This is a genomic window from Bradyrhizobium elkanii WSM2783 (genome assembly GCF_000472865.1).
GTDB classification, from domain to species: domain Bacteria; phylum Pseudomonadota; class Alphaproteobacteria; order Rhizobiales; family Xanthobacteraceae; genus Bradyrhizobium; species Bradyrhizobium elkanii_A.
The window spans coordinates 1-25,736 of the sequence record NZ_AXAP01000042.1 but is presented as its reverse complement, the minus strand read 5'-3'; the positions used below and the strand labels follow the sequence as shown (position 1 = coordinate 25,736).

Genomic DNA, 25,736 nt, shown 5'->3' with positions numbered 1-25,736 from the left:
GGCATCAATATTTCTTCATCTCGGGGGCGAAGCCGACCCACAGCGCGACCGACACCAGGCCGAGTGCGCCGAGCAGGACGAATGTCGGCGGATAGCCGATCCATTGCGCGATCCAGCCGCCGAGCGCGGGGCTGAGCGAAGCGCCGATGCCTTGAACGGTGATCACCGCGCCCTGTCCGAGATTGATACGGCCGGTCCCGTTCAGCGAGCGGGCGACCATTCCCGGGACCGCGACACTCTGCAGGCCGGCGCCGATGCCGTCGAGAATTTGCACCGGCACTACGCCCCACCAGCCCGTGAGGAAGAACGCGAGGATGCCGCGCAGCGGCAGTGCCAGGAAGGACGCGAGCAGCACCGGCCAATAGCTGCGGTTTTCCGCCGCGCGCATGCCGACGATCGAGGTCACGATCATGACGGCCTGCGCGATCACAATCGTGGTCGCCACGAAATCCGGCCCCTTGGCAAAGCCGTCGGCAACCGCCGCCAACCCATACAGCGGAAGGATCGCGGCATTGCCGAGATGGAAGGCCGCCAATGCCAATGCGAGGACGAGCAGCGCCTTGTGCCTCGCCAGCACCGTGAAGCCGCTTGGCTGGCTCTCCGGATCATCCTCTTTGGTGCCACGCGCAGCCCTGTTGTCGATGGCGTCGGCAGGGATCAGAAGAACGCATGCGATCGCAATGGCGCCGAAGAGCGCCGCCAGCAGGAACACGGCCGTGTAGCCGTATTTCCAACCGAGATAGCCCGATACGGCCGCGCCGACCATGTTGCCGGCATGGTTGAAGGCCTGGTTGCGGCCGTTCTGCCGGTTAAAGCCCTTCTGCCTCACGATGCCAAGCGTGATGCCGGTGACGGCGGGAACGATGGCGGCGCCGGCAAGCGAGGTTGCGATTTGCGATGCGGCGACGGCCCAGAAGTTTTGCGACAGCAGAATGAGGGCCGAGGCCGTGACAACGGCGACGCCCGGCACGATCACCCAGGCGCGCTTGTGGCGGCTTGCATCGATGAAGCCGCCGATCGGCGTCGTGATCAGCATGCCCGCGACGTTGCCTATCGTCATCGCGGTCCCAATCCAGCCGCTCGCCCAGCCATGCGCCTGGAGGAAGACGCCGACGAACGGCCCGATGCCGGACTGCATGTCGGCCATGAAGAAGTTCAGAGCGAGCAGAGGCCACAGCCGCGCCGCCTTGTCCGATCGCTCCTTCTTCTTGCTGACACGCATGGCAAGTAGACTCTCGGCCGGTTAAGCGATCACCAGATGATTCTCCAAGACCGACGGCGGGCTTCCACCGCAGCGGTCGGAACAAAGCGCTGGATCATGAATTTGAAGGCGATGGTTCAAATCGACGTTCTCGAAAAACCGATCGAACGCATCAAGGAAACCTGCGTGATGATGGGCATCACGGAGAAGTTCGAGCGCGCGCTTCCGGAGCTCGAGACGTTCCTGGAAGGCGAAGTAGCGAAGGGCGAGACCCGCGAGACGCGGCTGACTTACGATGGACTCTGCTACCTCAAGCAGATCTTCGCGAGAAAGTAACAGCACGGCACACGGGAAGGTTTTCACGACTGCTCATCGGACGACGGCTTTCGCGGCTTCATCGTTCGCCACGGGGGCCATCGCAAAAGTTTTGGACCTGGCATCAACGTAGCGCGGTAGCGATCGTTCCCGATTGCTCTCTCGGCTAACGCCACATCCCGCGCATCTTGGCGCGGATGTCGACCGGCGCTGCACGATCTGCCGGCGCGGCGGTCGCCGGACGCGCAATCGGCCAGGTGGTGCGCTCGAACAGCGGCACCAGCCTCTCCGGGATGAAACGCGTGCGCGAGGCGTACATGTGCCGGTCGCCTTTGGCGCTCTGGCCGTGCACGAAGAAGCGCTGCGGCAGGATCAGGTGCAGATCATCCTTGGCGCGGGTCATGGCGACGTAGAGCAGGCGGCGTTCCTCTTCCAGCTCGGCGCTGGTCCCGGCGCCAAGATCGGAGGGCATGCAGCCGTCGACGACGTTGAGCACGAAGACCGACTTCCATTCCTGTCCCTTGGCGGAATGGATCGTCGAGAGGATCAGATAGTCCTCGTCGAGCAAAGGCGGGCCGGCCTGGTCGCTGGTCGCATCCGGCGGATCGAGCGTGAGCTCGGTCAGGAAGCGCTCGCGCGACGGATAGCCGCTTGCGATCTGTTCGAGCTGGATCAAATCCGCGCGGCGGACCTCGGCGTCCTCGTGGATGCGGTCGAGATGCGGCTCGTACCACAGCCGTGCCCGCTCGATATCGACGGGCCACTCGGAATAGCGGAGGTTCTCGATCGCGCGGACAAATCCCTTCCAATCTTCGCCAGCGCGCGGCGGCGAAGGCAAGGTGCAGAGTGCGGCAATCGGGTCGGCAGCCTCGGCCATGCGTTCGAGCACCCGCTGCGCCGAGCTTGGCCCGACGCCCGGCAGCAAATGCAGGATGCGGAAACCGGCGACGCGGTCGCGCGGATTCTCCACGAAGCGCAATAACGCCAGCATGTCCTTGACATGGGCGGCGTCGAGGAATTTCAGGCCGCCGAACTTCACGAAGGGAATGTTGCGGCGGGTGAGTTCGACTTCCAGCGGACCGCTATGCGAGGAGGTGCGAAACAAGACCGCCTGGTGCTTGAGCAACGCGCCTTCCTCGCGGTTCGCCAGGACCTGCTCGACGATGTAGCGCGCCTGATCGGCCTCGTCGCGGACGGCGACGAGCTGTGGCTTGCGCGACGATGTCCGCTCGGTCCAGAGATTCTTCGTGAAACGCTCCTTGGCCAGCGCAATCACGCCGTTTGCGGCCGATAGGATCGGCTCGGTCGAGCGATAGTTGCGATCGAGCGTGATGAGCTCCGCCCTCGGCGTAAACTGATCCGGAAAATCCAGGATGTTGCGGACAGTGGCGGCGCGGAACGAATAGATCGACTGCGCGTCGTCGCCCACGACCGTAAGCCCGCTCCCTCCGGGTTTCAGTGCGAGCAGGATCGATGATTGCAGGCGGTTGGTGTCTTGGTATTCGTCGACCATGACGTGGTCGAAGCGGCCACCGATCTCGTCGGCAAGCGCAGCGTCGGTCACCATCTGCGCCCAATAGAGCAGGAGGTCGTCATAATCGAGTACGTTCTGTTGCTGCTTGGCGTCGACATAAGCGGCAAACAGGCGCTTCAGTTCATCCGCCCAGCCCGAGCACCAGGGATAGAACATGCCGAGCACGCTATCGATCGGCGTCTCGGAATTGACGCAGCGGGAATAGATCGCAAGGCAAGTGCCCTTGGTCGGGAAGCGGCTCTCGGTTTTGGAGAAGCCGAGATCGTGCCGGACGAGGTTGATGAGGTCGGCGGAATCCTCACGGTCATGGATGGTGAAGGCAGGATCGAGCCCGATCCGCTCGGAATATTCCCGAAGTAGCCGCGCGCCGATGCCGTGAAAGGTGCCGGACCAAGTGAGCGCATCGGTCATGACGCCCGCGTTGTCGCCGAGCACGCGGCGGGCGATCCGTTCGACGCGCTTGGTCATTTCCGCCGCCGCGCGGCGCGAGAAGGTCATCAGGAGGATGCGGCGTGGGTCAGCACCGCTGACGATCAGATGCGCAACGCGGTGGGCCAACGTGTTGGTCTTGCCTGATCCGGCGCCGGCGATCACCAGAAGCGGCGCGCCAATGGTTCCATCCGGCCCGACGCCGTGCTCGACGGCGCGCCGTTGCGCAGGATTGAGCGCATCCAGATATGTGTCTTTGCTGTCCGCGAGCACGAATCACCCCGGAGAAAGCTAACAGAGATCGGGCCTGTGGGGATGAAGGTCCAGGGCGGGAGATAGAATTAGATTGACTTTGGCTACGCCCGTTGCACAACCGCGTCATGGGTGACGTATCGAGTTCCGACACACCGCTGAAGGCGACGTTCAAGATCAAGCTGAACGGCGAGACCGTCACGATTGCGACCGTCGGCCAGGCCTATCGCTTCATCACCAATCTGAACTCGGTGGAGTGGATGGAATTCCGCACGCTGCACGACGAGGCGGTCAGCGCGCTGGAGAAAGCCGCCGACAACGCGATGCTGGCGATCCCGGCGACTAATGCGCTGCGCGCGCTGTTCGTGCGCGCAAAACTGCTCTGACAGGAAACGGGGCGCCTGGTCTCCAAGGCCACGCCGGATTGCCGCAGAGAGCCGCGATTCGGCCATGCCCCTACGAACACGGTCACGGCGCGTCCTCCGCCAGCAAGCGGTCATAGGCGAGCGCGGAGCGCAGGTTGATGGCGGCGATCTTCAGATAGCGCGATTCCTTCATGGCATTGTTCAGCATCAGGATCGCCGTTCGCCAGTGAACGCGTTCGCGCTGATCCTCAGTGAGTGATGAAAAGAAATCCGCCACGTCGCCAACGGTCGCGATCGTCCGCCCGTCCCTCAACGCAAGCGGGAACGGGAGCGGCGAATTCCTTTCGATATCCAGCAAGAGACGCTCCGGGCAACGACCAACCGACGCTTAAGTCACCCGGCTATATCATTTGTTAACAGGAGGCGAGGGGCTGCCAGCATCGGCTAGAAGGAATCCGCCAGCGCGATTTCCGCCTCGAGCGCCTGAATACGCCGCTCGGCTTCTTCAAAGCTCAGATCCCCCGCGTATTGCCCGGGCTGGTAGGCCTCCTCCGCAAGACGCTTCAATCGCAATGCCTGGGCGCGGGTCATTTGAGCACTGGCGCGCTCGCGTACCCCGCCATATTTCGCCACCGGTGTCCTCATGGTCCGCTGCCTCGTAGTCTCAAATCCGTGACTTGACTTTATGTTCTATTTTTGTTCTAACAAGCCATGGACAATAGAATTAATGAAATCCGTCGCAAGATCAGTGCGCTACGGGACGAGATGATCGTTGCCGAGGGCGTGGTCCGCGATCAGGTCAATCACGATCACGATTGCACGGAGGCGGCGCGCCGGCTGCTTGCCATGCGCTCGGAGATGACTGAGCTGATCGGTCAGTGGAAAGCTGCCGGCGGCAGCGAACGGCTGCCCGACGTCAGAGAGCACCTGAAACGCCAGCCGGTTGTGCGACCGAAGAAGGATTGACGCGCCAACCAGCCTCGCTAGCCGCGTTTGCGGATAGATAGGCGGGCAGTTGCGCGACAGCACAGCACGATGTGCTCCCGCCGCTTCCGACCAGGAACGGACGTCGTCTCCGCGCGTTTTCACCGCAAGGAGACCATGACTGAGCCCTTGCCCATATTGATCGAAGATTCGGTGCAGATCGCCTGGGACTTTCTCGAGCGCGCCGGCGAGCTTGACGATGGCGCAGTCGCGAGCCGCTTTCTGGTCGACGATATCGAACTGATGGTGCGACGGGGAGAGCGGCGGCGCCTTCTGCTGGCGAACAGGGCGATCGACGACTATCGGCGCTTCAAGCACAGGCGCGCGATGCTGGTCGGGCGAGAGCTCGAACCTGCGACGTGACCGCGACGGAGTGTCCGCGTTAGGAACAGATTTAGCGCTTGCGCTTGCTTCCTCCAGGAGGTGTCGCATGAGCAAGGAAACGCCACTCGATGATCCCCGGCAGCAGACCGACTGGGGTTCGCACAAGCAGACCGACAAACCGTGGAAGGAGAAGCCGGAGAAGGAGCAGCGATCCGGCGATCCGAAACCTGACCTCGAAAAGTGGCGGGAGAGCAATACCAGCTGAAGGCGGTCGCAGCCGCGAGCATACCGATGACCCGCTATCACTTCTGGATTGTTGACCACGATCGGGCGCTCGATGCCATCGGACGACCGGTGGGTGACCGCGACCAGGCGCTCGTGCACGCCAAGCGGCTTGCGATCGATCTCGCTGAGAGCGGGCAGGAATATCTCGGCAAAGGTTATGCGGTCGTGGTGCTTGATGATGCCGGCATCGAGATTCATCGCGAAAGTATCGATACCGCCGAAAAGAGCGGCTGACGCGAACCAAGTCGATCTGCTCGGTGAACCGCGGCCGGGCAGTTGGCCGATCTCTGGCAACCGGAATGGCGCAGCGAGTATTGCGCCGCGTCGGCCCGATGCTCCCGTGCTTGGACTGTCAATCGACGATTGTTTCGGAAAGAGGCCGGTTCAGCCGGGAAAACCCCTGGAGGCGACCTTCCAGCAGGGCGTCCATGCCACGGCGGTGCAATAAGAGCAGTCCGCCTGCAAGCTGGCGAAGATCGTTGCGGCCGGCGCCGACGGGGAGCCGGCGTGCGCGGCGCAGCGCGTCGGCCGCCTGTCGCTCCAATGGAGATCGCTTACGTTCCATAAGCTCGGCCCCCGGCGGCCATCGATAACAACTACATCGAATAGTGATAACGTAGCCCATTTCAGCCGCCGCAACCGCCACATAGGTTAACTTCGGTGAGTTTTGTGTCGGACGGGAACGATGAATGACGATCGCAACCCGCTGCTCACACTGATCTCCTGCGTCATCTGCAGGAAGACAATGCGGCTCGAGCGGAGCGCGCCGGGCGAGGACGGCAAGGACGTCATTCAATATCGCTGCGAGCAATGCGGGCGCATCGAACGGGTCCGGCTGGTCCGGGGAAGCTGGCCGTCCACGAGTCAGGCCGGTTGATGGGGTCGCCAAGGCTTCAGATCAGGCCGCCTGCGTGACCAACTCGGTGCCCGGATAGGCGACCATCCAATCGTCCAGCAATTCATCGGAGCTGGAATCGTCGAGCACGAGCGGACGGCATGCCGCCAAATCCCTCCCGTGCGCGAGCTTGCTGCGTTTCGGCGGTCTCCTGCGGGTGGTCATTGGCCATCGATGCTCCAGCAGCATTTCCCATGGCTGCCGCAACAACATATCTGGGGGCGGGCAGGTTCCTGCGAGCCGCAAGAAATGGCGACCCGCGCCGCGGGGTCAGTCGTGCCCGGTCAGCTTGGACAGCTCACGGCTGAGCTCGTGAAGCTGGTAGGGCTTCCGGAGGACTGGAAAATCCATCCTGACGTGCTTGGCGGAATCGGAATAACCGGTCGTGAGCAGGACCGGCAACGTCGGATTTCGTTCTCTGATCGCGCGCGCCAGCTTCAGTCCGTCCATCTTGCCGGGCATGATGATGTCGCTGAATACGAGGTCGACATCGTCAGCCTCGATTTCCTGCAGCGCCGTCTCGGCGTTAGGCACCCAGCGGACGGTATAGCCAAGTTGCTCGAGCAGCCCGGCGCTCGCGTCGGCGACAGCGGGATTGTCCTCGACCAGCAGGACGGTTGCGGAAGCTTGCTTGCTCAAACTCTCCTGTCCGTGCTGTTCCGCCGCGCTGCCCCGGGGCAGACGGAGGCGGACCATGGTGCCCTTGCCAAGCGCGCTTTCGATGTCGATCGTCCCGCCGGCCTGATGGACGAAGCCATGCACCTGGGAGAGGCCGAGGCCGGTTCCCTTGCCGAGGGGCTTGGTGGTGAAGAAGGGATCGAACACCTTGCTGAGCACATCCTGTGGAATGCCCGTGCCGGTATCCTCGACTGAAATCAGGACCTGATCCTTGTCCAAATCATTGCGCGCCGAGACGGTGATGGTGCCGCCTTCCGGCATCGCATCCCGAGCGTTGATGACAAGGTTGAGGAGAGCGGTTTCAAGCTCGGCGGGATCGAGGAAGACTGGCCAGACGTCGGGCTGGATATCGATCTGCAACGTCACCATGCTGCCGAGCGCACTCGCCAATACCTCACGCACGGACGAGATCTGGTGATCGACGTCGATGGTCCGCGGATTGACACTCTGTCGTCGGGCGAAGCTGAGGAGTTGGCTGGTGAGGGAAGCAGCACGTTGAGTAGCGGTCTCAATCGCACTCAGTGCGCGCCGGGCTCCCGGGCTCGTCACCTCCTTCTTGATCTTGTGCAGATTGCCCGAGACGATCATCAGGAGATTGTTGAAGTCGTGCGCGACACCGCCGGTCAGTTGGCCGAGCGCGTCCATCTTCTGGGATTCCGCAAGCTGGCGCTGGATCTGCTCCAGTTTGAGCTGCGCTTCGCGACGCTCGGTGATATCGCGGGTGATCTTGGCAAAGCCGATCAATCGGCCGGAGCGGTTGCGAATCGGGTCGATCACAACGCTCGCCCAGAAGAACGAGCCATCCTTGCGGACGCGCCAACCTTCTTCCTCGTAGTGGCCGGTCTCCTCGGCGATCTTCAGCGCTCGAGCGGGCTTGCCTGCCGCCCGATCCGCCGGGGTATAAAAACGCGAGAAGTGCTGGCCAACGATTTCTTCGGATGAATAGCCCTTGATTCGCTCGCCACCGGCATTCCAGTTCGCGACGATGCCCTGCGGGCTCAACATGTAGAGCGCGTAATCCGTAACGGCCTTGACCAGAAGACGGAAATTGCGTTCGCTCTCGAAATAATCCCGTTCGAGCTGTTTGGTCTTCTTGGCCATTTGAAATCCTGCCCCCCGACTGCAAACGCCAAGGCGCGACTTTCGTTCCCGCTTTAGGCTTGGGTCTAACAGGTTGCTGAGCAGTCGCAAAAAAGTTCCCGAGGACCGGGAACCTTCCGTCAGATCTCTCATTGGTATCGTTCGGCTGTCTCCGCGCGTTATCGCTCATTTTTTCTGTCTTGATTAGATCGCAACCTATCCGTCTTATGCATCCGATGGTCCGGAACTTCGAAAATCTAAAGCCGGCCAGCGTGCAGGGGGAATTTTATGAGCGATTTGGGTCCGGCTCCTCGTAGTCGTGGCGAACCCCGCCGTAACAAACAAAACGGCAAGATCGATCCCGCCCAGGACCTGTTGCAATCGCTCCAGGCGATGCGGGCCGGTAACTTCACTGCGCGCATGCGCGGCGACTATCTCGGGATCGACGGCAAGATAGCGGACGCCTTCAACGAGATCGCCGCGGCGAACGAGCGCATGGCCCAGCAGCTCGAGCGCGTCGGCCAAGTCGTCGGCCGCGAGGGACAGACCCGCCAACGGGTGAATCTCGGCCTTTCAAGTGGCTCTTGGGCGGACATGGAAGGCTCGATCAACACGCTGATCGACGACCTTTTGTGGCCGACCCGGGAAGTGACGCGCGCGGTCGCGGCGGTCGCACAAGGCGACCTGCTGCAGACCGTTCAGCTTGACGTCGAGGGGCGGCCACTGCGCGGCGAATTCCTGCAGTCGGCGAACATCGTCAACACGATGATCAAGCAGCTCGGCGTGTTCACGTCGGAAGTGACGCGCGTGGCACGGGAAGTCGGCGTCGAGGGCCGGCTTGGCGGGCAGGCCCAGGTGCCGGAGGTGACCGGTGTCTGGAAAGATCTGACCGAGAGCGTCAACTCGATGGCCAACAACCTGACAGGTCAGGTCCGCAACATCGCGGAGGTGACGATCGCAGTCGCCAATGGCGACCTTTCGAAGAAGATAACGGTCGACGTCCGCGGCGAGATCTTGCAGTTGAAGGAAGCGATCAACACCATGGTCGACCAATTGCGCTCGTTCGCGTCCGAAGTGACGCGCGTCGCGCGCGAGGTGGGTACCGACGGCAAGCTTGGCGGCCAGGCGATCGTGCCCGGCGTGGCCGGCACGTGGAAGGACCTGACCGATTCCGTCAATGCGATGTGCGGCAATTTGACCGCGCAGGTGCGCAACATCGCCAACGTGACGACCGCGGTGGCGCGCGGCGACCTGTCGCGGAAAATCACCGTCGACGTGCGCGGCGAAATCCTGGAGCTGAAGGACACCATCAACACGATGGTCGACCAGCTCAACGCCTTCGCGGGCGAAGTGACGCGCGTCGCGCGCGAGGTCGGCACCGAAGGCAAGCTCGGTGGCCAAGCCCAGGTGCCCGGTGTCGGGGGCATCTGGAAGGACCTGACTGATAACGTGAACTTCATGGCGTCCAACCTGACCGCCCAGGTCCGCAACATCGCCGACGTCGCCACTGCGATCGCCGGGGGCGACCTTTCCAAGAAGATCACGGTGAATGTGTCAGGCGAGATTCTTCAATTGAAGGAGACGCTGAACACCATGGTGGACCAGCTCAACGCGTTCGCGTCCGAAGTGACGCGCGTCGCGCGCGAGGTCGGCACCGAAGGCAAGCTCGGCGGTCAGGCTAACGTGCTCGGCGTTGCCGGCACCTGGAAGGACCTGACTGATAACGTCAACTTCATGGCGTCCAACCTGACCGCCCAAGTCCGCAACATCGCGGAAGTGACGACGGCCGTGGCCAATGGCGACCTCTCGAAGAAGATCACGGTCGACGTGCGCGGCGAAATCCTGGAGCTGAAGGACACCATCAACACGATGGTCGACCAGCTCAACGCCTTCGCGTCCGAAGTCACGCGCGTGGCGCGCGAGGTCGGTACCGAAGGCAAGCTCGGCGGACAGGCGCTGGTGCGCGGCGTTGCCGGCACCTGGAAGGACCTGACTGACAGCGTCAATTCGATGGCATCGAATCTGACGGGCCAGGTTCGCAACATCGCGGAAGTCGCAACTGCGGTGGCGAAGGGTGACCTGTCGAAGAAGATCACCGTGAACGTGTCAGGCGAAATCCTTCAATTGAAGGAGACGCTGAACACCATGGTGGACCAGCTCAATGCGTTTGCGGGCGAAGTGACGCGCGTCGCACGCGAGGTCGGCACCGACGGCAAGCTGGGTGGCCAGGCGGAAGTGCCTGGCGTCGCCGGCACCTGGAAGGACCTGACCGATTCCGTGAATTCGATGGCGGGCAACCTCACGGCGCAGGTGCGCAACATCGCGGAGGTCGCGACCGCGATCGCCGGCGGCGACCTGTCGCGCAAGATCACGGTCGACGTGCGCGGCGAGATCCTGCAGCTCAAGGAAACGCTGAACACCATGGTCGACCAGCTCAACCGCTTCGCGGGTGAGGTGACGCGCGTCGCACGCGAGGTCGGCACTGAAGGGCGTCTCGGCGGCCAGGCCAATGTGCCCGGCGTGGCCGGCACCTGGAAGGACCTCACTGACAGCGTCAACTCGATGGCCGGCAATTTGACCGCCCAGGTCCGCAACATCGCGGAAGTCACCACCGCCGTGGCGCGCGGCGACCTGTCGCGCAAGATCACGGTCGACGTGAAGGGCGAAATCCTTGAGCTGAAGAACACCATCAACACGATGGTGGACCAGCTCAACGCCTTCGCTTCCGAAGTCACGCGCGTGGCGCGCGAGGTCGGCACCGAAGGCAAGCTCGGCGGCCAGGCAGAAGTGCCGGAGGTCGCCGGCACCTGGAAGGACCTGACCGACAACGTCAACTTCATGGCGTCGAACCTGACGGCCCAGGTCCGCAACATCGCGGAGGTCGCGACCGCGATCGCCGGCGGCGACCTGTCGAAGAAGATTACCGTGGACGTCCGCGGCGAGATTCTGCTCCTGAAGGAAACGCTGAACACGATGGTGGAGCAGCTCCGCTCCTTCGCGGCTGAAGTAACGCGCGTGGCGCGCGAGGTCGGCACCGAGGGCCGGCTGGGCGGCCAGGCCGTGGTGCCTGGCGTCGCCGGCACCTGGAAGGACCTCACCGACAACGTCAACCTGCTGGCGGCCAACCTCACCACGCAGGTGCGCAACATCGCGGAAGTCACGACTGCGGTGGCGCGCGGCGACCTCTCGCGCAAGATCACCGTCGACGTGAAGGGCGAAATCCTCGAGCTGAAGAACACCATCAACACCATGGTGGATCAGCTCAACGCGTTTGCGGGCGAAGTGACGCGCGTGGCGCGCGAAGTCGGCACCGAAGGCAAGCTCGGCGGCCAGGCTGAGGTGCGCGGCGTCGCCGGCACCTGGAAGGACCTGACCGATACCGTGAACGTGATGGCCGCCAACCTGACCGAGCAGGTGCGCGGCATCGTCAAGGTCGTGACGGCGGTCGCCAATGGCGATCTGAAGCAGAACCTGACCGTGAAGTCGAAAGGCGAGGTGGCCGCGCTCGCCGACACCATCAACAACATGACCGAGACCCTGGCGACGTTCGCCGATCAGGTCACCACCGTGGCGCGCGAAGTCGGCGTCGAGGGCCGGCTCGGCGGGCAAGCCAACGTGCCCGGCGCCGCCGGCACGTGGAAGGATCTGACCGGCAACGTCAACCTGCTGGCCGCCAACCTGACCTCGCAGGTCCGCGCCATCGCGGAGGTCGCAACCGCGGTGACAAAAGGCGACCTGACCCGCACCATTCAGGTCGACGTCCGCGGCGAGGTGGCCGAGCTCAAGGACAACATCAACACCATGATCGGTAACCTCCGTTTGACGACGGACCGCAATACCGAACAGGACTGGCTGAAGACCAATCTCGCCAGGTTCACCAATATGCTGCAGGGGCAGCGCGATCTGTCGACCGTGGGACGGCTGCTGCTGACCGAATTGGCGCCCGTGATCAACGCGCATATGGGCGTGATCTACCAGGTCGAGAGCGCCGAGATCCCGCAACTGCGTCTGTTGTCCGCCTATGCCGACGACGGCGCCAAACCGCATCCATCAATCGTGCGCTTGGGCGAGGGACTGATCGGCCAATGCGCACTGGACAAGCGGCAACGGCTGCTTTCGGACATTCCTGATGACGTGGTCCCGGTGAATTCGGCGCTGATGCGCGTGCTGCCCAAGAACGTGGTGGTATTCCCGGTCCTGTTCGAGAACCAGGTCAAGGCTGTGATCGAGCTGTCCTCGCTCGCGTCGTTCACCGCCTCGCAGATTACCTTTGTAGAGCAGCTCACTGACAGCGTCGGCATCCTGCTCAATAGTATCGAGGCGACAATGCAGACCGAGAGTCTGCTGAAGCAGTCGCAACAACTCGCGGGCGAGCTTCAGGCCCAGCAGCGGGAATTGCAGCAGACCAACGAGCAACTCGAACTGAAGGCGCAACAGCTCGCCGAACGCAACGTTGAGGTCGAACGCAAGAACCAGGAAATCGAGCAGGCGCGCCGTGCGCTGGAAGAAAAGGCGAGCGAGCTTGCGCTGACCTCGAAATACAAGTCGGAATTCCTGGCCAACATGTCGCACGAGCTGCGCACGCCGTTGAACAGCATCCTGATCCTCGGCCAGCAGCTTTCGGATAATCCCGAAGGCAATCTTGCGCCCAAGCAGGTTGAATTCGCCCGCACCATCCACGGCGCCGGCACCGACCTGCTCAATCTGATCAGCGACATCCTCGACCTCTCGAAGATCGAGTCCGGTACCGTGACCGTGGACGCCGAGGAAATCCTGACATCGAGCCTGCTCGAAACCGTCGGCCGACCGTTCCGCCATGAGGCGGAAAACCGTCATCTGTCGTTCAGCATCGAGGTCGACGAGACGCTTTCCCGCAGCATGGTCACCGACTCCAAGCGCCTGCAGCAGGTGCTGAAGAACCTGTTGTCCAACGCCTTCAAGTTCACCGCCGAGGGCGGCGTCAAGCTGACCGTCTCGGCCGCGGTCGGCGGTTGGAGCGCCGAGCATCCAATTCTCAATACCGCACCCGCGGTCGTTGCCTTCGAGGTGAGCGATACCGGCATCGGTATCCCCCTGGACAAGCAGAAGCTGATCTTTGAAGCGTTCCAGCAGGCGGACGCCGGCACCAGCCGCAAATATGGCGGCACCGGTCTCGGCCTTGCGATCAGCCGCGAGCTCGCGAGCCTGCTCGGCGGCGAGATCCATCTGCGAAGTGCGCCCGGCAGGGGCAGTACCTTCACGCTCTATCTGCCGCTGAAATATTCCGGCCCGAGCGTTGCGCTTCGCGTGCCCCCCGCGCTGCCCTTATCGCAGGGCGGTGCGCCGGCGTTGCAGGCGCCCGCAACGCAGGAGCGCGTGGCGGAGGTGCTGGACGACCGGCTCGATCTCGAGCCCGGAGATATGATCCTCCTGATCGTCGAAGACGACCCGCATTACGCGCGGGTCCTGGTCGATCTCGCACGGGACAAGGGTTTCAAGGTCCTGGTCGCGAACCGCGGCGCCGAGGCATTGGACCTCGCCAAGCAGTTCCAGCCGACCGCGGTTTCGCTCGATGTGTTCCTACCCGACATGCTCGGCTGGACCGTGCTGAGCCAGCTCAAGCACAGTCCGCTGACCCGGCACATACCGGTGCAGGTCATCACGCTCGACGAGGACCGGCAGCATGCGCTGGCGCGCGGCGCCTTCTCGTTCGTCAACAAGCCCACGACGACCGAGGGCGTCAGCGCGGCGCTCGCCCAGATCAAGGAATATGCAAGGCCGCGACGCAAGCGGCTTCTGATCGTGGAGGACAATCCGGCCGAACGGCTCAGCATCAAGGAACTATTGGATCACAAGGACGTCGAGATCGTCACCACCGGTACCGGAGCCGGGGCGCTCTCGACCTTGCGAAGCATCCCTTGCGACTGCGTCGTACTTGATCTGCGGCTGCCCGATATGAGCGGCTTTGAGGTGCTCGACGAAATCCGCAAGGATGAAAGCCTGTCCAATGTTCCGATCGTAGTCTTCACCGGACGGGAACTCTCGGCCGAGGAGGATGCCGAGCTTCACACAATGGCGCGCAGCATTGTCGTAAAAGGCGTCGAATCCCCGGAACGCCTGCTCGACGAAACGTCACTGTTCTTGCATCGTGTCATCACGGAATTGCCGATTGAAAAGCAGAGGATGCTCGAGAAACTTAACAGTTCCGATGAGGATCTCATTGGCAAGACGGCGCTTCTCGTCGACGACGACGCGCGAAACATCTTCGCGCTTTCCAGCGTGCTCGAACGGCGTGGTATGAAGGTACTGACGGCTACGACGGGCCACGAGGCGATCGCGCTAGTCGAATCCAATCCCAAGATTGCCATCGTCCTGATGGACATCATGATGCCGCAGATGGACGGCTATCAGACCATCGGCGTGATCAGGCAGAATGCGGCGCTTGCCCGTCTTCCGATCATCGCACTGACCGCAAAGGCGATGAAGGGCGACCGAGAGAAATGCCTGGAAGCGGGCGCGTCGGATTATCTGGCCAAGCCGGTGAACACCGAGCAATTGCTGCTCGCCATCCGCATGTGGCTACATCGCTGAAGCGGCATGAAGATGATGGACCATGAAAAGGTAAACATCCTTCTGGTCGACGATCAGCCGGCGAAGCTGCTGGCCTATGAAGTGATCCTGAAGGAGCTCGGCGAGAATCTGGTGGTGGCCGCGTCGGGGCGGGAAGCGCTCGAGTTTCTGCTCAAGAACGAAGTCGCGGTCATCCTGGTCGACGTCTGCATGCCCGAGCTCGATGGTTTCGAGCTCGCGGCCATGATCCGCGAACATCCGCGCTTTCAGAAGACCGCGATGATTTTCATCTCGGCGATCCAGGTCAGTGATTTCGACCGGCTGCGCGGCTATGAGATGGGTGCGGTCGACTACGTTCCGGTGCCGGTGGTGCCGGAAGTGCTGCGCGCCAAGATCCGTGTCTTCGCCGAGCTCTACCGCAAGACCCGGCAGTTGGAGCGGCTCAATTCCGAGCTTGAGGACCGCGTCCGCGCGCGCACCGCAGAGCTCGAGCAATCGACCGCGCGGCTGGTCGAAAGCGAACAGCGCCGCAGCATGGCGATTGCCGCCGGCAAGATGGGCTCCTGGGACTGGGACTGGGTCAACGGCGACTGGATGTGGGACGATGGCCAGTACAAGATCTTTGGCGTCGATTCCAAGAGCTTCGAGCTGACATCCGCGAACATTCAAGCGCTGTTTCATCCCGAGGATTTCGATGGCTTGCGCGAGGCCTGGACCGAGTTCGCGAAGGGCGTGAAATCATATGAAGCCGAATTCCGCATCATCCGTCCCGACGGCGAGGTGCGCTGGTGCGTCGGCACGGCGGCTGCGACCACCGACAAGAAGGGCCGCGTGGTGCGGGTCAGCGGCGTCACCGTCGACATCACCGATCGCAAGCGTGCCGAAGAACGGCAGAGCCTGCTCACGCGAGAAGTCGATCATCGCGCCAAGAACGCTCTCGCGCTGGCGCAGTCGATCGTACGGCTGACGCGCGCGCAGAATGTCAACGCCTATGTGCAGGCGGTCGAGGGCCGGATCACGGCGCTGGCGCGGGTTCACACCGTGCTGTCGCTGTCGAGCTGGCAGGGCGCGGAAATCCGGCGACTGGTGGCCGAAGAAGTAGCGCCGTATTCGGAAGCCGGACAAATCCAGTACGAGGGTGCGGAGGTCCAGCTCGAGCCTGCCACGGCGCAAACGCTGGCGCTGGCGCTGCACGAGCTCGTCACCAACTCCGCGAAGTATGGCAGCCTTTCCTCGCTGTCAGGCCGGCTCGCCATCACCTGGGAAGTGCAGAGCGATAGGCTGATCCTGGCGTGGGTTGAAACAGGTGGGCCGCGCGTGACCAAGCCGACCTCCAAGGGATTCGGCACAAGGAGCGTGATCGCCAGCATCGAGACCCAGCTTGGCGGCAATGCCGATTTCGATTGGCGCCCTGAAGGCCTGGTCTGTCGCCTAACGGTGCCGTTGCAGGGAAAGCCGCGCACGGAGGCTGCTTCATATCGAGATATGAATGCGCCAGGATCGGAGCCGGCGCTCAGTTCGCGCACTGCATAGCCGCGACGGATCAGGCATCGGAAGCCGCGATTAGGAACGTTCTCGTCACTGGCCGATTAGTTTCATCGACGTCTTAAGGATGGCTTGCGATGAAACTGACACGAATTGCGTTGGCTTTCGGATTCATGCTGTGCCCCGCGCTCGCACTGGCGCAAACGGGTGGCGCACCGAGCGGGCGCGGATCGACCACGGGAGACCCGGCCGCGAGCTCCGCCACGCCAGGCTCCGCACCGACAACCGGCAGTGCAACGAGGCCGAGCCGGAGCGGTAGCGGGACATCGACTTCAGGCGGGCGGGACAACAATGGCGACGCCGGCCGGGACAGAATGCCCGAGAGCAACATGACCGTTCGCCCGAACGATCCCGACAAGAAGTAATCGCGAAGACGTTTGCAACGGAGAGGAAGATGGGACTTGCGCAATACGCCATCGTGCCAATTCGCGACCAATGGGGAGTGCTGCATGACGGCGTTGTGAACGGTGAATATGCGACCAAGGAATCCGCGTTCGAATCGGCCGTCGCTGCTGCATCTTTGGCGATTCGGCAGGGCCATGAAGTGCATGTGAGCGTGCCGGCGCGGGAGCAGGGCGAAGCCGCCATGCAGTCCAAGCCTTAGCTGCGGAGGAGCGAGGGTTGCCAAGAGAGGCCTGTTGGGCTGTTTTTCGAGTGATCCGTTCCCGCCTAGCCGTTTATTTTGTTCGCGCGAAGTAACCTGAGTTAGCGACGATAGATTGTTGGAAGCGCGATTCTATACTCACTTGCGAAGCGGGAGACTTCCATGACGGCAAAGCGCAATCGAAGAAAGAACAGCGTGCCGTTCGACGAGCGGCTCCAGAGAGCGGCAGACGAGGCACGCGCGGCAGCCGAGCAGTTGCCGCAAGGTGAGGCGCGCGACGCATTGCTGAAGAAGGCAAGGCAAGCGGAAACCGCCGCTCATCTGAACGAGTGGCTGACATCGCCCGGCCTGCAATCGCCGCGCTGAGATGACGATGGATCGCAAGGCTGCCTGTCTGGCGCAGGCCGATGCCTGCCGGGCGAGGGCGCAAGCCGATCCAGCAAATAGCGATCACTGGATCGAAGAATCGATCAAATGGCTCGAGCGAGCCATCGATCCAACGGGCGGCCTCTCGATGACTTTCGAGACGAAGGATGAGCAGCAGCTCACGTCAGATGGCGCCGTCGCCCCGATCGCATCTTTCGACGTCCGAGCCTCGTCAACCAGAACCGACGGGATCTAGTCGGATTCGACATAAGCCATTCGCGAACAAGCGATCGCACCCAAGGCGATAACGACGCCAGCGGCGATCAGGAAACTCGGCAAGTATAGGGACACGGTCGGCGAACCGGCGGTCTGCCGCACATGGTTGGGACTGTTCATCCCAGCAGATATCTCAGCATCCCCGTGAGCAGTGCCGCGCTGACGATCGCCAATGTCGCGCAAAGCAGGTCTAGGTTGAGGCTGACTTTGTCGTGTTGATGCTCGTGCATCGCTATAGCTGTGCATGTTGGGCACTGGGACGAGAAATCTCGCTCAGCGCCACGCCAGCGCTGTCACCGCCGTTGGCCTGCGCAATATCGCCGAGCGCAATGATACCGACCAAACGCTTTTCGCGATTGAGTACGGGCATGCGACGGACCTGAATCTCGCCCATAATTGCCGTCACCTCGTCGAGATCCTGATCTTCGAAGCAGTACTTCACCTCGGCAGTCATGACGTCCCGGATCCGCGCCTCCGGCCCGCGGCCCATGCCGACGCCGCGAATAGCGATATCGCGGTCGGACACCATGCCGACGAGGCGGTCGTTCTCGGTGACCGGCAGCAGTCCGACGCCGAGTGCGCCCATAGCCTCTGCCGCATCCTTCAAGCTATCTTCAGGAGTACAGAGCTGAACGTCGGGGGTCATCGCATCGCAAACTCTCATGGCAGACCTCGCTGTCGTCGTTTAGCGCCTAACCGATGTTGCGGATCGGCGTTCCTTCGGGCCGCAGGATTTTCAAGGCGGGACCGAACGGCGGCTGCGACCGGGAACCAAGTCGGGCTGTCGTGCGTAGTCTCGGGTGACTCGGGTGAGACGATGCCAGGCGGGAGCGCAAAATGCCGCTCTACCATTTCGATCTCGTCAACACCAAGACGGTTGCCGATCAAGGCGGCGCGGAACTCGCTGACGATATTGCCGCGATGGATTCGGCCGACAACATCGCACGGCGGCTGCTCGGCGAACACCCGGACCTGAAGAACAGGCACTACTCGATCCTTGTCACCAACGAAGACGGTGACGAGATTTGTCGATTGCCGCTAGACATCATCCACTAGGCAAGGCGCGCTGCGCCTATGACCGATCTTATCGCGAAATCAACGACAGCTCGATGGTGCGTGCGCGCTTGTATTGCTGAAACGCGGAAATGGCGCGGTTTGACAGCACAAGCCTGTTGTGCTGGCCCTGGCTGATCATGAAGGCGACTTTCTCGATCAGGAAATGGTGTGCTTCCACCGGGTCATCGATTTCGCCAGCCCGCCTGAGGTAGTCCCACGCGATCTGTACCGCGCTCTCCAGCAGCACGGGAAAGGACTCGTCCTTGAACCATGCCGACATGTCGGTTCCTCGAATTTACTGGGGAACCCGGTTTGCCGTGTTTGGTTCCTAAGTGTTCTCGCGATCTATTGAGCGTGGATGGCGAAACGCACGAACTTGCGTCCACGGCGGTAGGAACCGGTTCGGGCGGCGCCGGGTTGTGCCGAAAGGTCAATCCAAGGAGATACCGATGAAGAAGATCATTCTGGCCTCTGCATGCGTTCTGGCATTGTCTGCCGGCGGCGCGCTCGCGCAGCAGGCCCAGCCCGCGCCCGGTGCATCCAGCGAGGGCAATGTCGGGCCTGGCGCGACACCGCATACGAGTACGCACATGAATAAGAAGGGCATGACGACCGGCGCTGGCGGCGGTTCGAGCCGCGCGGCCCATCCTTCCAGCCATGGTGCCGGGACCAAGAGCGACAAGGGGACGCAATCGGGCGGCCGATATTAGACCGATGCGATCAAGAAAAATGTCGGCCATGAGCCGGCATTTTTCGTCAGCAAAGTTGCCTGATCAACCGGCTGCAACAGCTGATCGAGACGCTCGATCTGCTGGTTCCTACTTTCCCCCTTCAATCAATTGTCGCAGGGCAGCCGCGTCGGCGGGCGCGGCGCTCTTCTGGTCGTTGTCGAAATAGACGTAGACGTCGCAGCCCTGCTTCTTCCAGGAACGAATGCGCTTGGCCCACTCCACCAGTGTCGCATCGCGATAATGGCCCTTATATCGGCCGCCGGGGCCGTGGCCTCTGACGTAGACGAAATCGGCGGTGCGCCTCCACGGTGCCGGCGCGTCGTGATGGTCCGAAATGCACAGCGAGATGTTCGCATCGGACAGCAGTCGCATGACCTTCGGGGCATACCAGCTTGGGTGCCGAAACTCGAAGCTGTAGCGGCGCTCCTTCGACAGCAGCTTGAGGAAGGAGGCGAGGCGATCCGGCTTGGCCTCAAACTGCGGCGGCAGTTGAAACAGGATGGGACCGACCTTGTTTCCCAGCAGCGACAGGCGAGCTTCGAGCAGCTCGAGACTGTTGACCGAGTTCTCCGACAGGCGCTTCCAATGTGTGATAAACTTGGACGCCTTCCAGGCGAAGACAAAATCCTGATCCGTCTGCTCGCGCCAGCCCTTCACCGCTTCGGGCGTTGGCGTGCGATAGAAGACGCCGTTCAATTCCGTGGTCGGAAATTGGCTTGCGTAGTAGCGAAGCTGGTTCTTGAGCGGCAGGCCTTTAGGGAAGAACGGCCCGCGCCAGGAATCATAGTGCCAGCCCGATGTCCCGATCAAAATACGCGCCATAAACTCGCGATGCGTTGGAGCGAAATGAAGCACAGAGAACCGGCACTCTGTGTGAGGGTTCCAATTCCAATCGGTAATCCCGGTCGTTCGCCGGAACCATGGTCTGACCGCGCGGTTAGCCAAATCGATTGCAAATGATCTCCTTCGCTTGAGGTGCTGTCGTGGATGCCATGACCCGAGAGCATGGGCCGTCCGCAGAAGAAACGCGGCCTCCGGAACGCGCTCCCGAACAGAAGCCTGAATTCAGGGATGTCAGCGAAACGCAAGACAGCCCGCCGACTGCGCCCGAGAAGCCATCGATGCGCGATCGGCTCCGCGAGCATTGGTTGTTGGCGATCATAGGCGGCTGCGTTCTCCTGGCTGCGCTGATTGGCGGCGTCGTCTATTGGCTCGAAGTCCACAACTACGAATCTACCGACGATGCTTTCGTCGCTGCCCGCAGCTTCTCGGTTGCTCCGAAGGTCGGCGGTTACCTTGTCGACGTACCCGTCACCGATAATCAGCACGTCAATGCGGGCGATCTCCTCGCCCGTATCGACGATCGCGACTACAGGATCGCCGTGGACCAGGCCGAAGGGCAGGTTGCAGCCGCGCAGGCCAACATCGCCAATCTCGAAGCTCAGATCACCAGCCAGCAGGCCCAGATCGACCAGGCGAGAGCGCAACTCGCGCAAGCCGAAGCGCAACTGCAATTCGCGCAGCAGGAGGCCGCGCGCGCCGACGATCTTCTGCAGAAGGGCGCCGGCACGCTGCAGCGTCAGCAGCAGACCAAGTCCGATCTCGAAGCGCAGCAGGCCAACACCACGCGTGCGAGGACGGCGGTAACCGTGGCGGAGCTTGGGATCAAGCCGCTGCAGGCCCAACGCGAGAGCGCCAAGGCCTCGCTGCAACAGGCAGAGGCGCAGCGCGATCAGGCCAAGCTCAATCTCGAATACACCAACGTCACAGCGGCCCAGTCCGGGCGCGTCGTCAAGCTGAGCGGCGCCAAGGGTACGTACGCGATGGCCGGGCAGAGCATCATGATGTTCGTGCCCGACGAGGTCTGGATCGTCGCCAACTACAAGGAGACCCAGCTTCGCGACATGCGCCCAGGCCAGCCGGTCGAGTTCAGGATCGACGCCTATCCGGACCGCAAACTGACCGGACGCGTGGACTCGGTGCAGCCCGGCTCGGGGACGGCGTTCAGCCTGCTGCCGGCCGAGAACGCAACCGGCAACTACGTCAAGGTCGTGCAGCGCGTGCCGGTGAAGATCGTGGTCGATCATTGGCCCGCCGACGTGCCCGTCGGTCCCGGCATGTCGGTCGTGCCGTGGACGAAAGTACGATGACGGACGCGACGCAGGCCGGCGGCTGGTCGCCGGAGCGCTCCGCCGCCGGTGGACACAATCCCTATCTCATCGCCTTCGTCGTCTCGATCGCGACCTTCATGGAGGTGCTGGACACGACGATCGCCAACGTCGCACTGCGCCACATCGCGGGCGGACTGGCGGTCGGGATCGACGAGAGCACTTACGTCATCACCAGCTATCTCGTCGCCAACGCGATTGTGCTGTCGATTTCCGGCTGGCTCGCCACCGTGATCGGACGCAAGCGCTTCTACATGATGTGCGTGGCAACCTTCACCGTGGCCTCGCTGTTGTGTGGGTTTGCCTGGAGCCTGGAATCTCTGGTGCTGTTCCGTATCCTGCAAGGCCTTGGCGGAGGAGGCATGGCGACCTCCGAGCAGGCGATCCTCGCCGACTCCTTTCCGCCGGCCAAGCGCGGCCAGGCGTTTGCGATCTACGGCATCGCGGTCGTGGTGGCGCCGGTGATCGGGCCGACGCTCGGCGGCTGGATCACTGATACTTATTCGTGGCACTGGGTGTTCCTGATCAACGTACCGATGGGATTGCTTTCGCTGTTCCTTGTCGGGACGCTGGTGAACGAACCCTCGGGTGCGGAGGAGGAGCGAAGGGCATTGCTCCGCAAAGGACTTCGTGTCGACTATGTCGGCTTCGCTCTGGTTGCGATCGGGCTCGGCTCGCTCGAATTCGTGCTCGACGAAGGCCAGCGCAACGATTGGTTCGGATCCAACATGATCCTGGGCTTTGCGCTGATTTCCGGCTTCTGCCTGCTGGCGCTGATCCCCTGGGAACTGACGCGCGAGGAGCCGATCATCGAGCTTCGCCTGCTCGGCCAGCGGCAGTTCGCCGCCTGCTTCCTGGTGATGCTCGGTACCGGTGCAGTGTTGATTTCGACCACCCAGATCCTGCCGCAACTGCTGCAGGCCGAGCTCAACTACACCGCGACTCTCGCAGGCCTCGCCCTGTCGCCGGGCGGCATTTTCACGATGATGATGATGCCGATCGTCGGCAGGCTCGTGAGCAGCGTGCAGCCGAAATATCTGATCATGGTCGGCGCCGTCATCGTGACGCTCTCGATGTGGCATCTCACGGGGCTCACCCAGGATATCTCCTATGGCTATGCGGCGTGGTCGCGCATCTTTCTCGGCATCGGGCTGCCGTTCCTGTTCCTGCCGGTGACGACGGCCTCCTACGATGGCGTGCCGCCGGAGAAGACCAACCAGGCGTCGGCGCTGATCAATGTCGCGCGCAACATCGGCGGCTCGATGGGAGTCGCGCTGGCGCAGACCGTGCTGGCGCAACGCCAGCAATTCCATCAGAGCCGGCTGGTCGAGCACGCCGCGCCATCCGACATCGGTTACCAGCAGACCATCGATGCGATGACGCGCTACTTCCAGACGCAGGGCTCCAACGCTTCCGAGGCGGCTTCGCAGGCGATCGCATGGGTCGGCCAGACATTGCAGCGCCAGATCGACTTCCTCGCCTATATCGATGTGTTCTGGACGCTCGCCGTCATCGGCGCCCTGATGATCCCGCTCGCGCTGAGCATGCGCTCGATCGATCTCAACGCGCCGGCAAGAGGACATTGACGGCCAAATCGTCGCAACCACAGACGCGATTGTGAAATGAGCCAGCCAAGGTTCTGGGCTATGGATGCGTGTTCGCGAGATCATCGTCTCGCGTGAGGATATGAAATGCCCTGGAAGCCAGTTGCAGCGAGCGTCGCGATGGCGGCCTTGCTTGAGTTGATGAATGCAGCGGCTGCAAGCGCACAGCCTGCTGTGCTGAAGGGACAGGAAGCCTATGGCGATTGGCGGCGCGACAAGCCCGGCACGTTGCGCCTGATCACGCCGCAGGATCTGCCCAAACCCGGCGCGACGCCATCGAGCGCGAACATGTCGCGGGTGGTGCCGCGAACGGCCTCCGCAATTCCTCAAGTGCCGCCAGGGTTCAAGGCCGATCTGTTCGCCGACGGCTTGAACGGGCCGCGCATCATCAAGACCGCGCCGAACGGCGACATCTTCGTGGCCGAGACGCGCGCCGGGCGTATCCGGGTGCTGCGCGCCGCCGATGGGGCGACCAAGCCCACGATCAACGAAGTCTACGCCAGCGGCCTCGATCGTCCGTTTGGGATCGCCTTCTTTCCGAATGGCGACAACCCGCAATGGCTCTATGTCGCCAACACTGGAAGCGTGGTCCGCTTTGCCTATCGCAATGGCGACCTCAAGGCTTCCGGCAAGCCGGAGACAGTCGTCGCCAAGCTGCCGCACGGCTCGGGTCACTCGACCCGGGACATTGTCTTTACGCCCGACAACAAGCGGATGCTGGTCTCGGTCGGCTCGGCAGGCAATTCGGGGGAGGGTATGGGTACCCCACCGGGTGGCTTGGAAGCCTGGAAGCGCGAGCGCCCGCTCGGTGCCGCCTGGGGCAACGAGGCCGACCGCGCGGCGGTGCTGGCCTTCGATCCCGACGGCAAGAACCAGCGCACCTTTGCCACCGGCATCCGGAATTGCGTCGGACTTGCGATCCAGCCGCAAACGGGCGTGCCCTGGTGCTCGACCAATGAGCGCGATGGCCTCGGCGACAACCTCGTGCCCGATTATGTGACCCGCGTCCGCGAGAACGCGTTCTACGGCTGGCCATGGCTCTACATCGGTGCCAACCAGGATCCGCGGCACGCTGGCGCGCGGCCTGACCTGAAGGACAAGGTCACGGTCCCGGACGTGCTGCTGCAGGCGCATTCCGCTTCGCTTGGCCTCACGTTCTATGACGGCCAGAGCTTTCCCGCCGAGTATCGCGGCGACATATTCGCGGCCCTGCATGGCTCGTGGAACCGGTCGAAGCGCACGGGCTACAAGGTGATCCGCATCCGGTTGAAGGACGGCGTGCCGACCGGCGAATACGAGGACTTCGCGACCGGCTTCGTGATCAACGATTCCGAGGTTTGGGCGCGCCCGGTCGGCGTTGCCGTGGCCCGCGACGGCACGCTGCTGATCTCCGAGGACGCCAACGGCACGATCTGGCGGATCAGCCGCTAGCCTCTTAGCCTTGCCCGTCGCTGAGCCCGTATTCCTCGTAAATCGCCAGCGGATCGGCGTCGGGAAACAGCCGGCACTTCGCTTGCGCCAGATGCAGGGTGACGGTTCCGCGATCGCAGCCGGCGGCAAGCAGCTTTCGGATGTCTTCCATGTGCGGACGCGGCTGGTGTTTTGAGGGAAGCTGCTCGAGGGCGACGAGCGCCGTCGCCAGCGCCTCGGTGATGACCCATTCGTCGTGGCCGGTGATTCCCTTTCTCGGCATCGCCACACCTCCCGCATTGGAGCAAGGTACATTCTAGCGTAAAGCCAGGGCGCGCCAGCGTAAAGCCACGGCGTACCGCCATCGTTGGATTGCATCCAGCAAGGCAGATGCCTACGACGTGCACACCATTTCCGGCACAGCATCATGCAGCAATTAAGGCTTCCGGCCGACGATCTCACCGGCGGGCACAACACGTTTGCTGAATTTGTGGGCCCGCTGGACGCAAGCCGCGGAGGATGGGTTTCGCTGCGCTCTACCCATCCTACGCTGTCGTCCCCGCGAAGGCGGGGACCCATAACCACAGGCTGTGGTTGTGGCAGAAGCAAGCGGTGGTAGCGGAGCATGCAACAAAGGCCTGGGGTTATGGGTCCCGGGTCCCGGCCACGCCAAGGGGCTTCGCCGAGGCGGGCAAGCCCGGGACGACGTGGGGAGAGATCACGGTTCAATTGTCAAACAGCGAGAGGATGTGAGTCCGCGTTCTCGCGGCATTCGCTGCCCGAGCTTTGCATCACTTTCACCCTCTCATCGAACAGAGGGCGCAGGGAAAGCCGGGTGCCGGTTGCACCCATGGGTCCCGTGCAACAAAAAGCACGGGAGTAGGACCACAGGTTCAACCGAAGCATTCCGGCTTTCCCTGCGCGATGGTGTTACGGCTTACTTCGTACTCTCCCCGGTGACCGGGCTTTCTTGCCACCGTCGTCTAGTGCGAATGTGTTCGCACGAAACTTAGCGCCAGCGTCGGGGCGCCAGGACCACACGACTTCGCCGTCCGTGCTGTGTGTGCTCGTCAGTCACACCCATC

Annotated in this window: 28 protein-coding genes; 17 read left to right on the top strand and 11 right to left on the bottom strand. The window is 62.6% G+C overall.

Features of this window, described 5'->3' with window-relative positions:
- Positions 1–4: 4 nt before the first annotated feature.
- Complete coding sequence (locus tag YY7_RS0129910; RefSeq protein ID WP_051397003.1) at positions 5–1,222, bottom strand: MFS transporter; 1,218 nt, start codon at positions 1,220–1,222, stop codon at positions 5–7.
- A 36-nt stretch (positions 1,223–1,258) separates the two neighbouring features.
- On the opposite strand from YY7_RS0129910, the gene YY7_RS0129905 reads away from it, so the two are divergent.
- Complete coding sequence (locus YY7_RS0129905) at positions 1,259–1,537, top strand: hypothetical protein (RefSeq protein ID WP_028166440.1); 279 nt, start codon at positions 1,259–1,261, stop codon at positions 1,535–1,537.
- Positions 1,538–1,682: 145 nt separating this feature from the next.
- On the opposite strand, the gene YY7_RS0129900 is transcribed toward YY7_RS0129905, so the two are convergent.
- A complete protein-coding gene (locus YY7_RS0129900; RefSeq protein WP_028166439.1) occupies positions 1,683–3,752 on the bottom strand; it encodes an ATP-dependent helicase in 2,070 nt (689 codons plus the stop codon).
- A gap of 107 nt (positions 3,753–3,859) precedes the next feature.
- Between YY7_RS0129900 and YY7_RS0129895 the strand changes: the two genes are divergently transcribed.
- Positions 3,860–4,117 (top strand): hypothetical protein, encoded by a 258-nt coding sequence (locus tag YY7_RS0129895; RefSeq protein WP_028166438.1) that lies wholly within the window; start codon positions 3,860–3,862, stop codon positions 4,115–4,117.
- A gap of 82 nt (positions 4,118–4,199) precedes the next feature.
- On the opposite strand, the gene YY7_RS0129890 is transcribed toward YY7_RS0129895, so the two are convergent.
- Complete coding sequence (locus YY7_RS0129890) at positions 4,200–4,454, bottom strand: hypothetical protein (RefSeq protein WP_028166437.1); 255 nt, start codon at positions 4,452–4,454, stop codon at positions 4,200–4,202.
- 86 nt (positions 4,455–4,540) lie between these two features.
- On the bottom strand, positions 4,541–4,729 hold the full coding sequence (locus YY7_RS0129885; RefSeq protein ID WP_028166436.1) for a DUF3072 domain-containing protein: 189 nt from the start codon (positions 4,727–4,729) through the stop codon (positions 4,541–4,543).
- A 78-nt stretch (positions 4,730–4,807) separates the two neighbouring features.
- Between YY7_RS0129885 and YY7_RS53215 the strand changes: the two genes are divergently transcribed.
- The 4 genes from YY7_RS53215 (at position 4,808) to YY7_RS53205 (ending at position 5,923) form a co-directional block, all read left to right on the top strand.
- Positions 4,808–5,062, top strand: coding sequence for a hypothetical protein (locus YY7_RS53215; RefSeq protein WP_245287457.1), 255 nt, complete (start codon positions 4,808–4,810; stop codon positions 5,060–5,062).
- 135 nt (positions 5,063–5,197) lie between these two features.
- Positions 5,198–5,443 carry a hypothetical protein gene (locus tag YY7_RS53210; RefSeq protein ID WP_051397001.1) on the top strand — a complete coding sequence of 82 codons (246 nt, stop codon included), beginning with the start codon at positions 5,198–5,200 and terminating at the stop codon, positions 5,441–5,443.
- A 67-nt stretch (positions 5,444–5,510) separates the two neighbouring features.
- Positions 5,511–5,669 (top strand): hypothetical protein, encoded by a 159-nt coding sequence (locus YY7_RS62120; protein ID WP_165435335.1) that lies wholly within the window; start codon positions 5,511–5,513, stop codon positions 5,667–5,669.
- Positions 5,670–5,695: 26 nt separating this feature from the next.
- The gene (locus tag YY7_RS53205) at positions 5,696–5,923 is read left to right on the top strand and encodes a DUF6894 family protein (RefSeq protein ID WP_035691254.1); all 228 of its coding nucleotides are present in this window, start codon (positions 5,696–5,698) and stop codon (positions 5,921–5,923) included.
- Positions 5,924–6,041: 118 nt separating this feature from the next.
- Here the strand turns inward: YY7_RS53205 and YY7_RS0129860 are convergent, their stop codons facing one another.
- Entirely contained in the window at positions 6,042–6,254 is a 213-nt protein-coding gene (locus tag YY7_RS0129860) for a hypothetical protein (protein WP_155255374.1), read from the bottom strand.
- A gap of 120 nt (positions 6,255–6,374) precedes the next feature.
- Between YY7_RS0129860 and YY7_RS0129855 the strand changes: the two genes are divergently transcribed.
- On the top strand, positions 6,375–6,566 hold the full coding sequence (locus tag YY7_RS0129855) for a hypothetical protein (protein WP_051397000.1): 192 nt from the start codon (positions 6,375–6,377) through the stop codon (positions 6,564–6,566).
- Positions 6,567–6,587: 21 nt separating this feature from the next.
- Here YY7_RS0129855 and YY7_RS0129850 read toward each other — a convergent pair whose 3' ends face one another.
- Complete coding sequence (locus YY7_RS0129850) at positions 6,588–6,749, bottom strand: hypothetical protein (protein ID WP_155255373.1); 162 nt, start codon at positions 6,747–6,749, stop codon at positions 6,588–6,590.
- Between the two features lie 105 nt (positions 6,750–6,854).
- Entirely contained in the window at positions 6,855–8,363 is a 1,509-nt protein-coding gene (locus YY7_RS0129845; protein ID WP_028166431.1) for a PAS domain-containing sensor histidine kinase, read from the bottom strand.
- 267 nt (positions 8,364–8,630) lie between these two features.
- On the opposite strand from YY7_RS0129845, the gene YY7_RS0129840 reads away from it, so the two are divergent.
- The 5 genes from YY7_RS0129840 (at position 8,631) to YY7_RS53200 (ending at position 17,662) form a co-directional block, all read left to right on the top strand.
- Complete coding sequence (locus tag YY7_RS0129840; RefSeq protein ID WP_028166430.1) at positions 8,631–14,912, top strand: HAMP domain-containing protein; 6,282 nt, start codon at positions 8,631–8,633, stop codon at positions 14,910–14,912.
- 15 nt (positions 14,913–14,927) lie between these two features.
- Positions 14,928–16,424, top strand: a complete 1,497-nt coding sequence (locus YY7_RS0129835; RefSeq protein ID WP_035691260.1) for a sensor histidine kinase — start codon at positions 14,928–14,930, stop codon at positions 16,422–16,424.
- A gap of 406 nt (positions 16,425–16,830) precedes the next feature.
- Entirely contained in the window at positions 16,831–17,040 is a 210-nt protein-coding gene (locus tag YY7_RS0129825) for a hypothetical protein (RefSeq protein ID WP_028166427.1), read from the top strand.
- 162 nt (positions 17,041–17,202) lie between these two features.
- Positions 17,203–17,406, top strand: a complete 204-nt coding sequence (locus YY7_RS0129820) for a hypothetical protein (protein ID WP_028166426.1) — start codon at positions 17,203–17,205, stop codon at positions 17,404–17,406.
- A gap of 7 nt (positions 17,407–17,413) precedes the next feature.
- Positions 17,414–17,662, top strand: coding sequence for a hypothetical protein (locus YY7_RS53200; RefSeq protein WP_155255372.1), 249 nt, complete (start codon positions 17,414–17,416; stop codon positions 17,660–17,662).
- Positions 17,663–17,914: 252 nt separating this feature from the next.
- Here YY7_RS53200 and YY7_RS0129800 read toward each other — a convergent pair whose 3' ends face one another.
- Complete coding sequence (locus YY7_RS0129800) at positions 17,915–18,346, bottom strand: CBS domain-containing protein (RefSeq protein ID WP_028166425.1); 432 nt, start codon at positions 18,344–18,346, stop codon at positions 17,915–17,917.
- Positions 18,347–18,519: 173 nt separating this feature from the next.
- Here YY7_RS0129800 and YY7_RS0129795 point away from each other — a divergent pair, with 173 nt between their 5' ends.
- Positions 18,520–18,738: a DUF6894 family protein gene (locus YY7_RS0129795; RefSeq protein ID WP_028166424.1), complete on the top strand. Its 219-nt coding sequence runs from the start codon at positions 18,520–18,522 to the stop codon at positions 18,736–18,738.
- A 28-nt stretch (positions 18,739–18,766) separates the two neighbouring features.
- On the opposite strand, the gene YY7_RS0129790 is transcribed toward YY7_RS0129795, so the two are convergent.
- Positions 18,767–19,018 carry a hypothetical protein gene (locus YY7_RS0129790; RefSeq protein ID WP_035691250.1) on the bottom strand — a complete coding sequence of 84 codons (252 nt, stop codon included), beginning with the start codon at positions 19,016–19,018 and terminating at the stop codon, positions 18,767–18,769.
- Between the two features lie 169 nt (positions 19,019–19,187).
- Here YY7_RS0129790 and YY7_RS0129785 point away from each other — a divergent pair, with 169 nt between their 5' ends.
- Positions 19,188–19,448, top strand: coding sequence for a hypothetical protein (locus tag YY7_RS0129785; protein WP_028166422.1), 261 nt, complete (start codon positions 19,188–19,190; stop codon positions 19,446–19,448).
- A gap of 108 nt (positions 19,449–19,556) precedes the next feature.
- Here the strand turns inward: YY7_RS0129785 and YY7_RS0129775 are convergent, their stop codons facing one another.
- Positions 19,557–20,291: a DUF72 domain-containing protein gene (locus tag YY7_RS0129775; protein ID WP_028166421.1), complete on the bottom strand. Its 735-nt coding sequence runs from the start codon at positions 20,289–20,291 to the stop codon at positions 19,557–19,559.
- A 299-nt stretch (positions 20,292–20,590) separates the two neighbouring features.
- Between YY7_RS0129775 and YY7_RS0129770 the strand changes: the two genes are divergently transcribed.
- The 3 genes from YY7_RS0129770 to YY7_RS0129760 all read left to right on the top strand — a co-directional run bounded on the left by YY7_RS0129770 (position 20,591) and on the right by YY7_RS0129760 (position 24,672).
- Entirely contained in the window at positions 20,591–21,619 is a 1,029-nt protein-coding gene (locus YY7_RS0129770) for an HlyD family secretion protein (protein WP_433994535.1), read from the top strand.
- Positions 21,616–23,223, top strand: coding sequence for a DHA2 family efflux MFS transporter permease subunit (locus tag YY7_RS0129765; RefSeq protein ID WP_028166419.1), 1,608 nt, complete (start codon positions 21,616–21,618; stop codon positions 23,221–23,223). Before YY7_RS0129770 ends, YY7_RS0129765 begins: the two co-directional genes overlap by 4 nt.
- 105 nt (positions 23,224–23,328) lie before the next feature.
- Complete coding sequence (locus YY7_RS0129760) at positions 23,329–24,672, top strand: PQQ-dependent sugar dehydrogenase (RefSeq protein WP_028166418.1); 1,344 nt, start codon at positions 23,329–23,331, stop codon at positions 24,670–24,672.
- Positions 24,673–24,676: 4 nt separating this feature from the next.
- Here the strand turns inward: YY7_RS0129760 and YY7_RS0129755 are convergent, their stop codons facing one another.
- Positions 24,677–24,934: a hypothetical protein gene (locus YY7_RS0129755; RefSeq protein ID WP_028166417.1), complete on the bottom strand. Its 258-nt coding sequence runs from the start codon at positions 24,932–24,934 to the stop codon at positions 24,677–24,679.
- Positions 24,935–25,736: the final 802 nt, after the last annotated feature.

Coding starts and splice junctions, on each gene's coding strand:
- YY7_RS0129850 (WP_155255373.1), bottom strand. CDS start 6,749: ATGACCACCCGCAGGAGACCGCCGAAACGCAGCAAGCTCGCGCACGGG.
- YY7_RS0129795 (WP_028166424.1), top strand. CDS start 18,520: ATGCCGCTCTACCATTTCGATCTCGTCAACACCAAGACGGTTGCCGAT.
- YY7_RS0129790 (WP_035691250.1), bottom strand. CDS start 19,018: ATGTCGGCATGGTTCAAGGACGAGTCCTTTCCCGTGCTGCTGGAGAGC.
- YY7_RS0129825 (WP_028166427.1), top strand. CDS start 16,831: ATGGGACTTGCGCAATACGCCATCGTGCCAATTCGCGACCAATGGGGA.
- YY7_RS0129910 (WP_051397003.1), bottom strand. CDS start 1,222: ATGCGTGTCAGCAAGAAGAAGGAGCGATCGGACAAGGCGGCGCGGCTG.
- YY7_RS53215 (WP_245287457.1), top strand. CDS start 4,808: ATGGACAATAGAATTAATGAAATCCGTCGCAAGATCAGTGCGCTACGG.
- YY7_RS0129895 (WP_028166438.1), top strand. CDS start 3,860: ATGGGTGACGTATCGAGTTCCGACACACCGCTGAAGGCGACGTTCAAG.
- YY7_RS0129845 (WP_028166431.1), bottom strand. CDS start 8,363: ATGGCCAAGAAGACCAAACAGCTCGAACGGGATTATTTCGAGAGCGAA.
- YY7_RS0129840 (WP_028166430.1), top strand. CDS start 8,631: ATGAGCGATTTGGGTCCGGCTCCTCGTAGTCGTGGCGAACCCCGCCGT.
- YY7_RS0129765 (WP_028166419.1), top strand. CDS start 21,616: ATGACGGACGCGACGCAGGCCGGCGGCTGGTCGCCGGAGCGCTCCGCC.
- YY7_RS0129800 (WP_028166425.1), bottom strand. CDS start 18,346: ATGAGAGTTTGCGATGCGATGACCCCCGACGTTCAGCTCTGTACTCCT.
- YY7_RS0129770 (WP_433994535.1), top strand. CDS start 20,591: ATGCGCGATCGGCTCCGCGAGCATTGGTTGTTGGCGATCATAGGCGGC.
- YY7_RS53200 (WP_155255372.1), top strand. CDS start 17,414: ATGGATCGCAAGGCTGCCTGTCTGGCGCAGGCCGATGCCTGCCGGGCG.
- YY7_RS0129860 (WP_155255374.1), bottom strand. CDS start 6,254: ATGGAACGTAAGCGATCTCCATTGGAGCGACAGGCGGCCGACGCGCTG.
- YY7_RS62120 (WP_165435335.1), top strand. CDS start 5,511: ATGAGCAAGGAAACGCCACTCGATGATCCCCGGCAGCAGACCGACTGG.
- YY7_RS0129855 (WP_051397000.1), top strand. CDS start 6,375: ATGAATGACGATCGCAACCCGCTGCTCACACTGATCTCCTGCGTCATC.
- YY7_RS53205 (WP_035691254.1), top strand. CDS start 5,696: ATGACCCGCTATCACTTCTGGATTGTTGACCACGATCGGGCGCTCGAT.
- YY7_RS0129905 (WP_028166440.1), top strand. CDS start 1,259: ATGATTCTCCAAGACCGACGGCGGGCTTCCACCGCAGCGGTCGGAACA.
- YY7_RS0129760 (WP_028166418.1), top strand. CDS start 23,329: ATGCCCTGGAAGCCAGTTGCAGCGAGCGTCGCGATGGCGGCCTTGCTT.
- YY7_RS0129820 (WP_028166426.1), top strand. CDS start 17,203: ATGACGGCAAAGCGCAATCGAAGAAAGAACAGCGTGCCGTTCGACGAG.
- YY7_RS53210 (WP_051397001.1), top strand. CDS start 5,198: ATGACTGAGCCCTTGCCCATATTGATCGAAGATTCGGTGCAGATCGCC.
- YY7_RS0129835 (WP_035691260.1), top strand. CDS start 14,928: ATGGACCATGAAAAGGTAAACATCCTTCTGGTCGACGATCAGCCGGCG.
- YY7_RS0129755 (WP_028166417.1), bottom strand. CDS start 24,934: ATGCCGAGAAAGGGAATCACCGGCCACGACGAATGGGTCATCACCGAG.
- YY7_RS0129775 (WP_028166421.1), bottom strand. CDS start 20,291: ATGGCGCGTATTTTGATCGGGACATCGGGCTGGCACTATGATTCCTGG.
- YY7_RS0129785 (WP_028166422.1), top strand. CDS start 19,188: ATGAAGAAGATCATTCTGGCCTCTGCATGCGTTCTGGCATTGTCTGCC.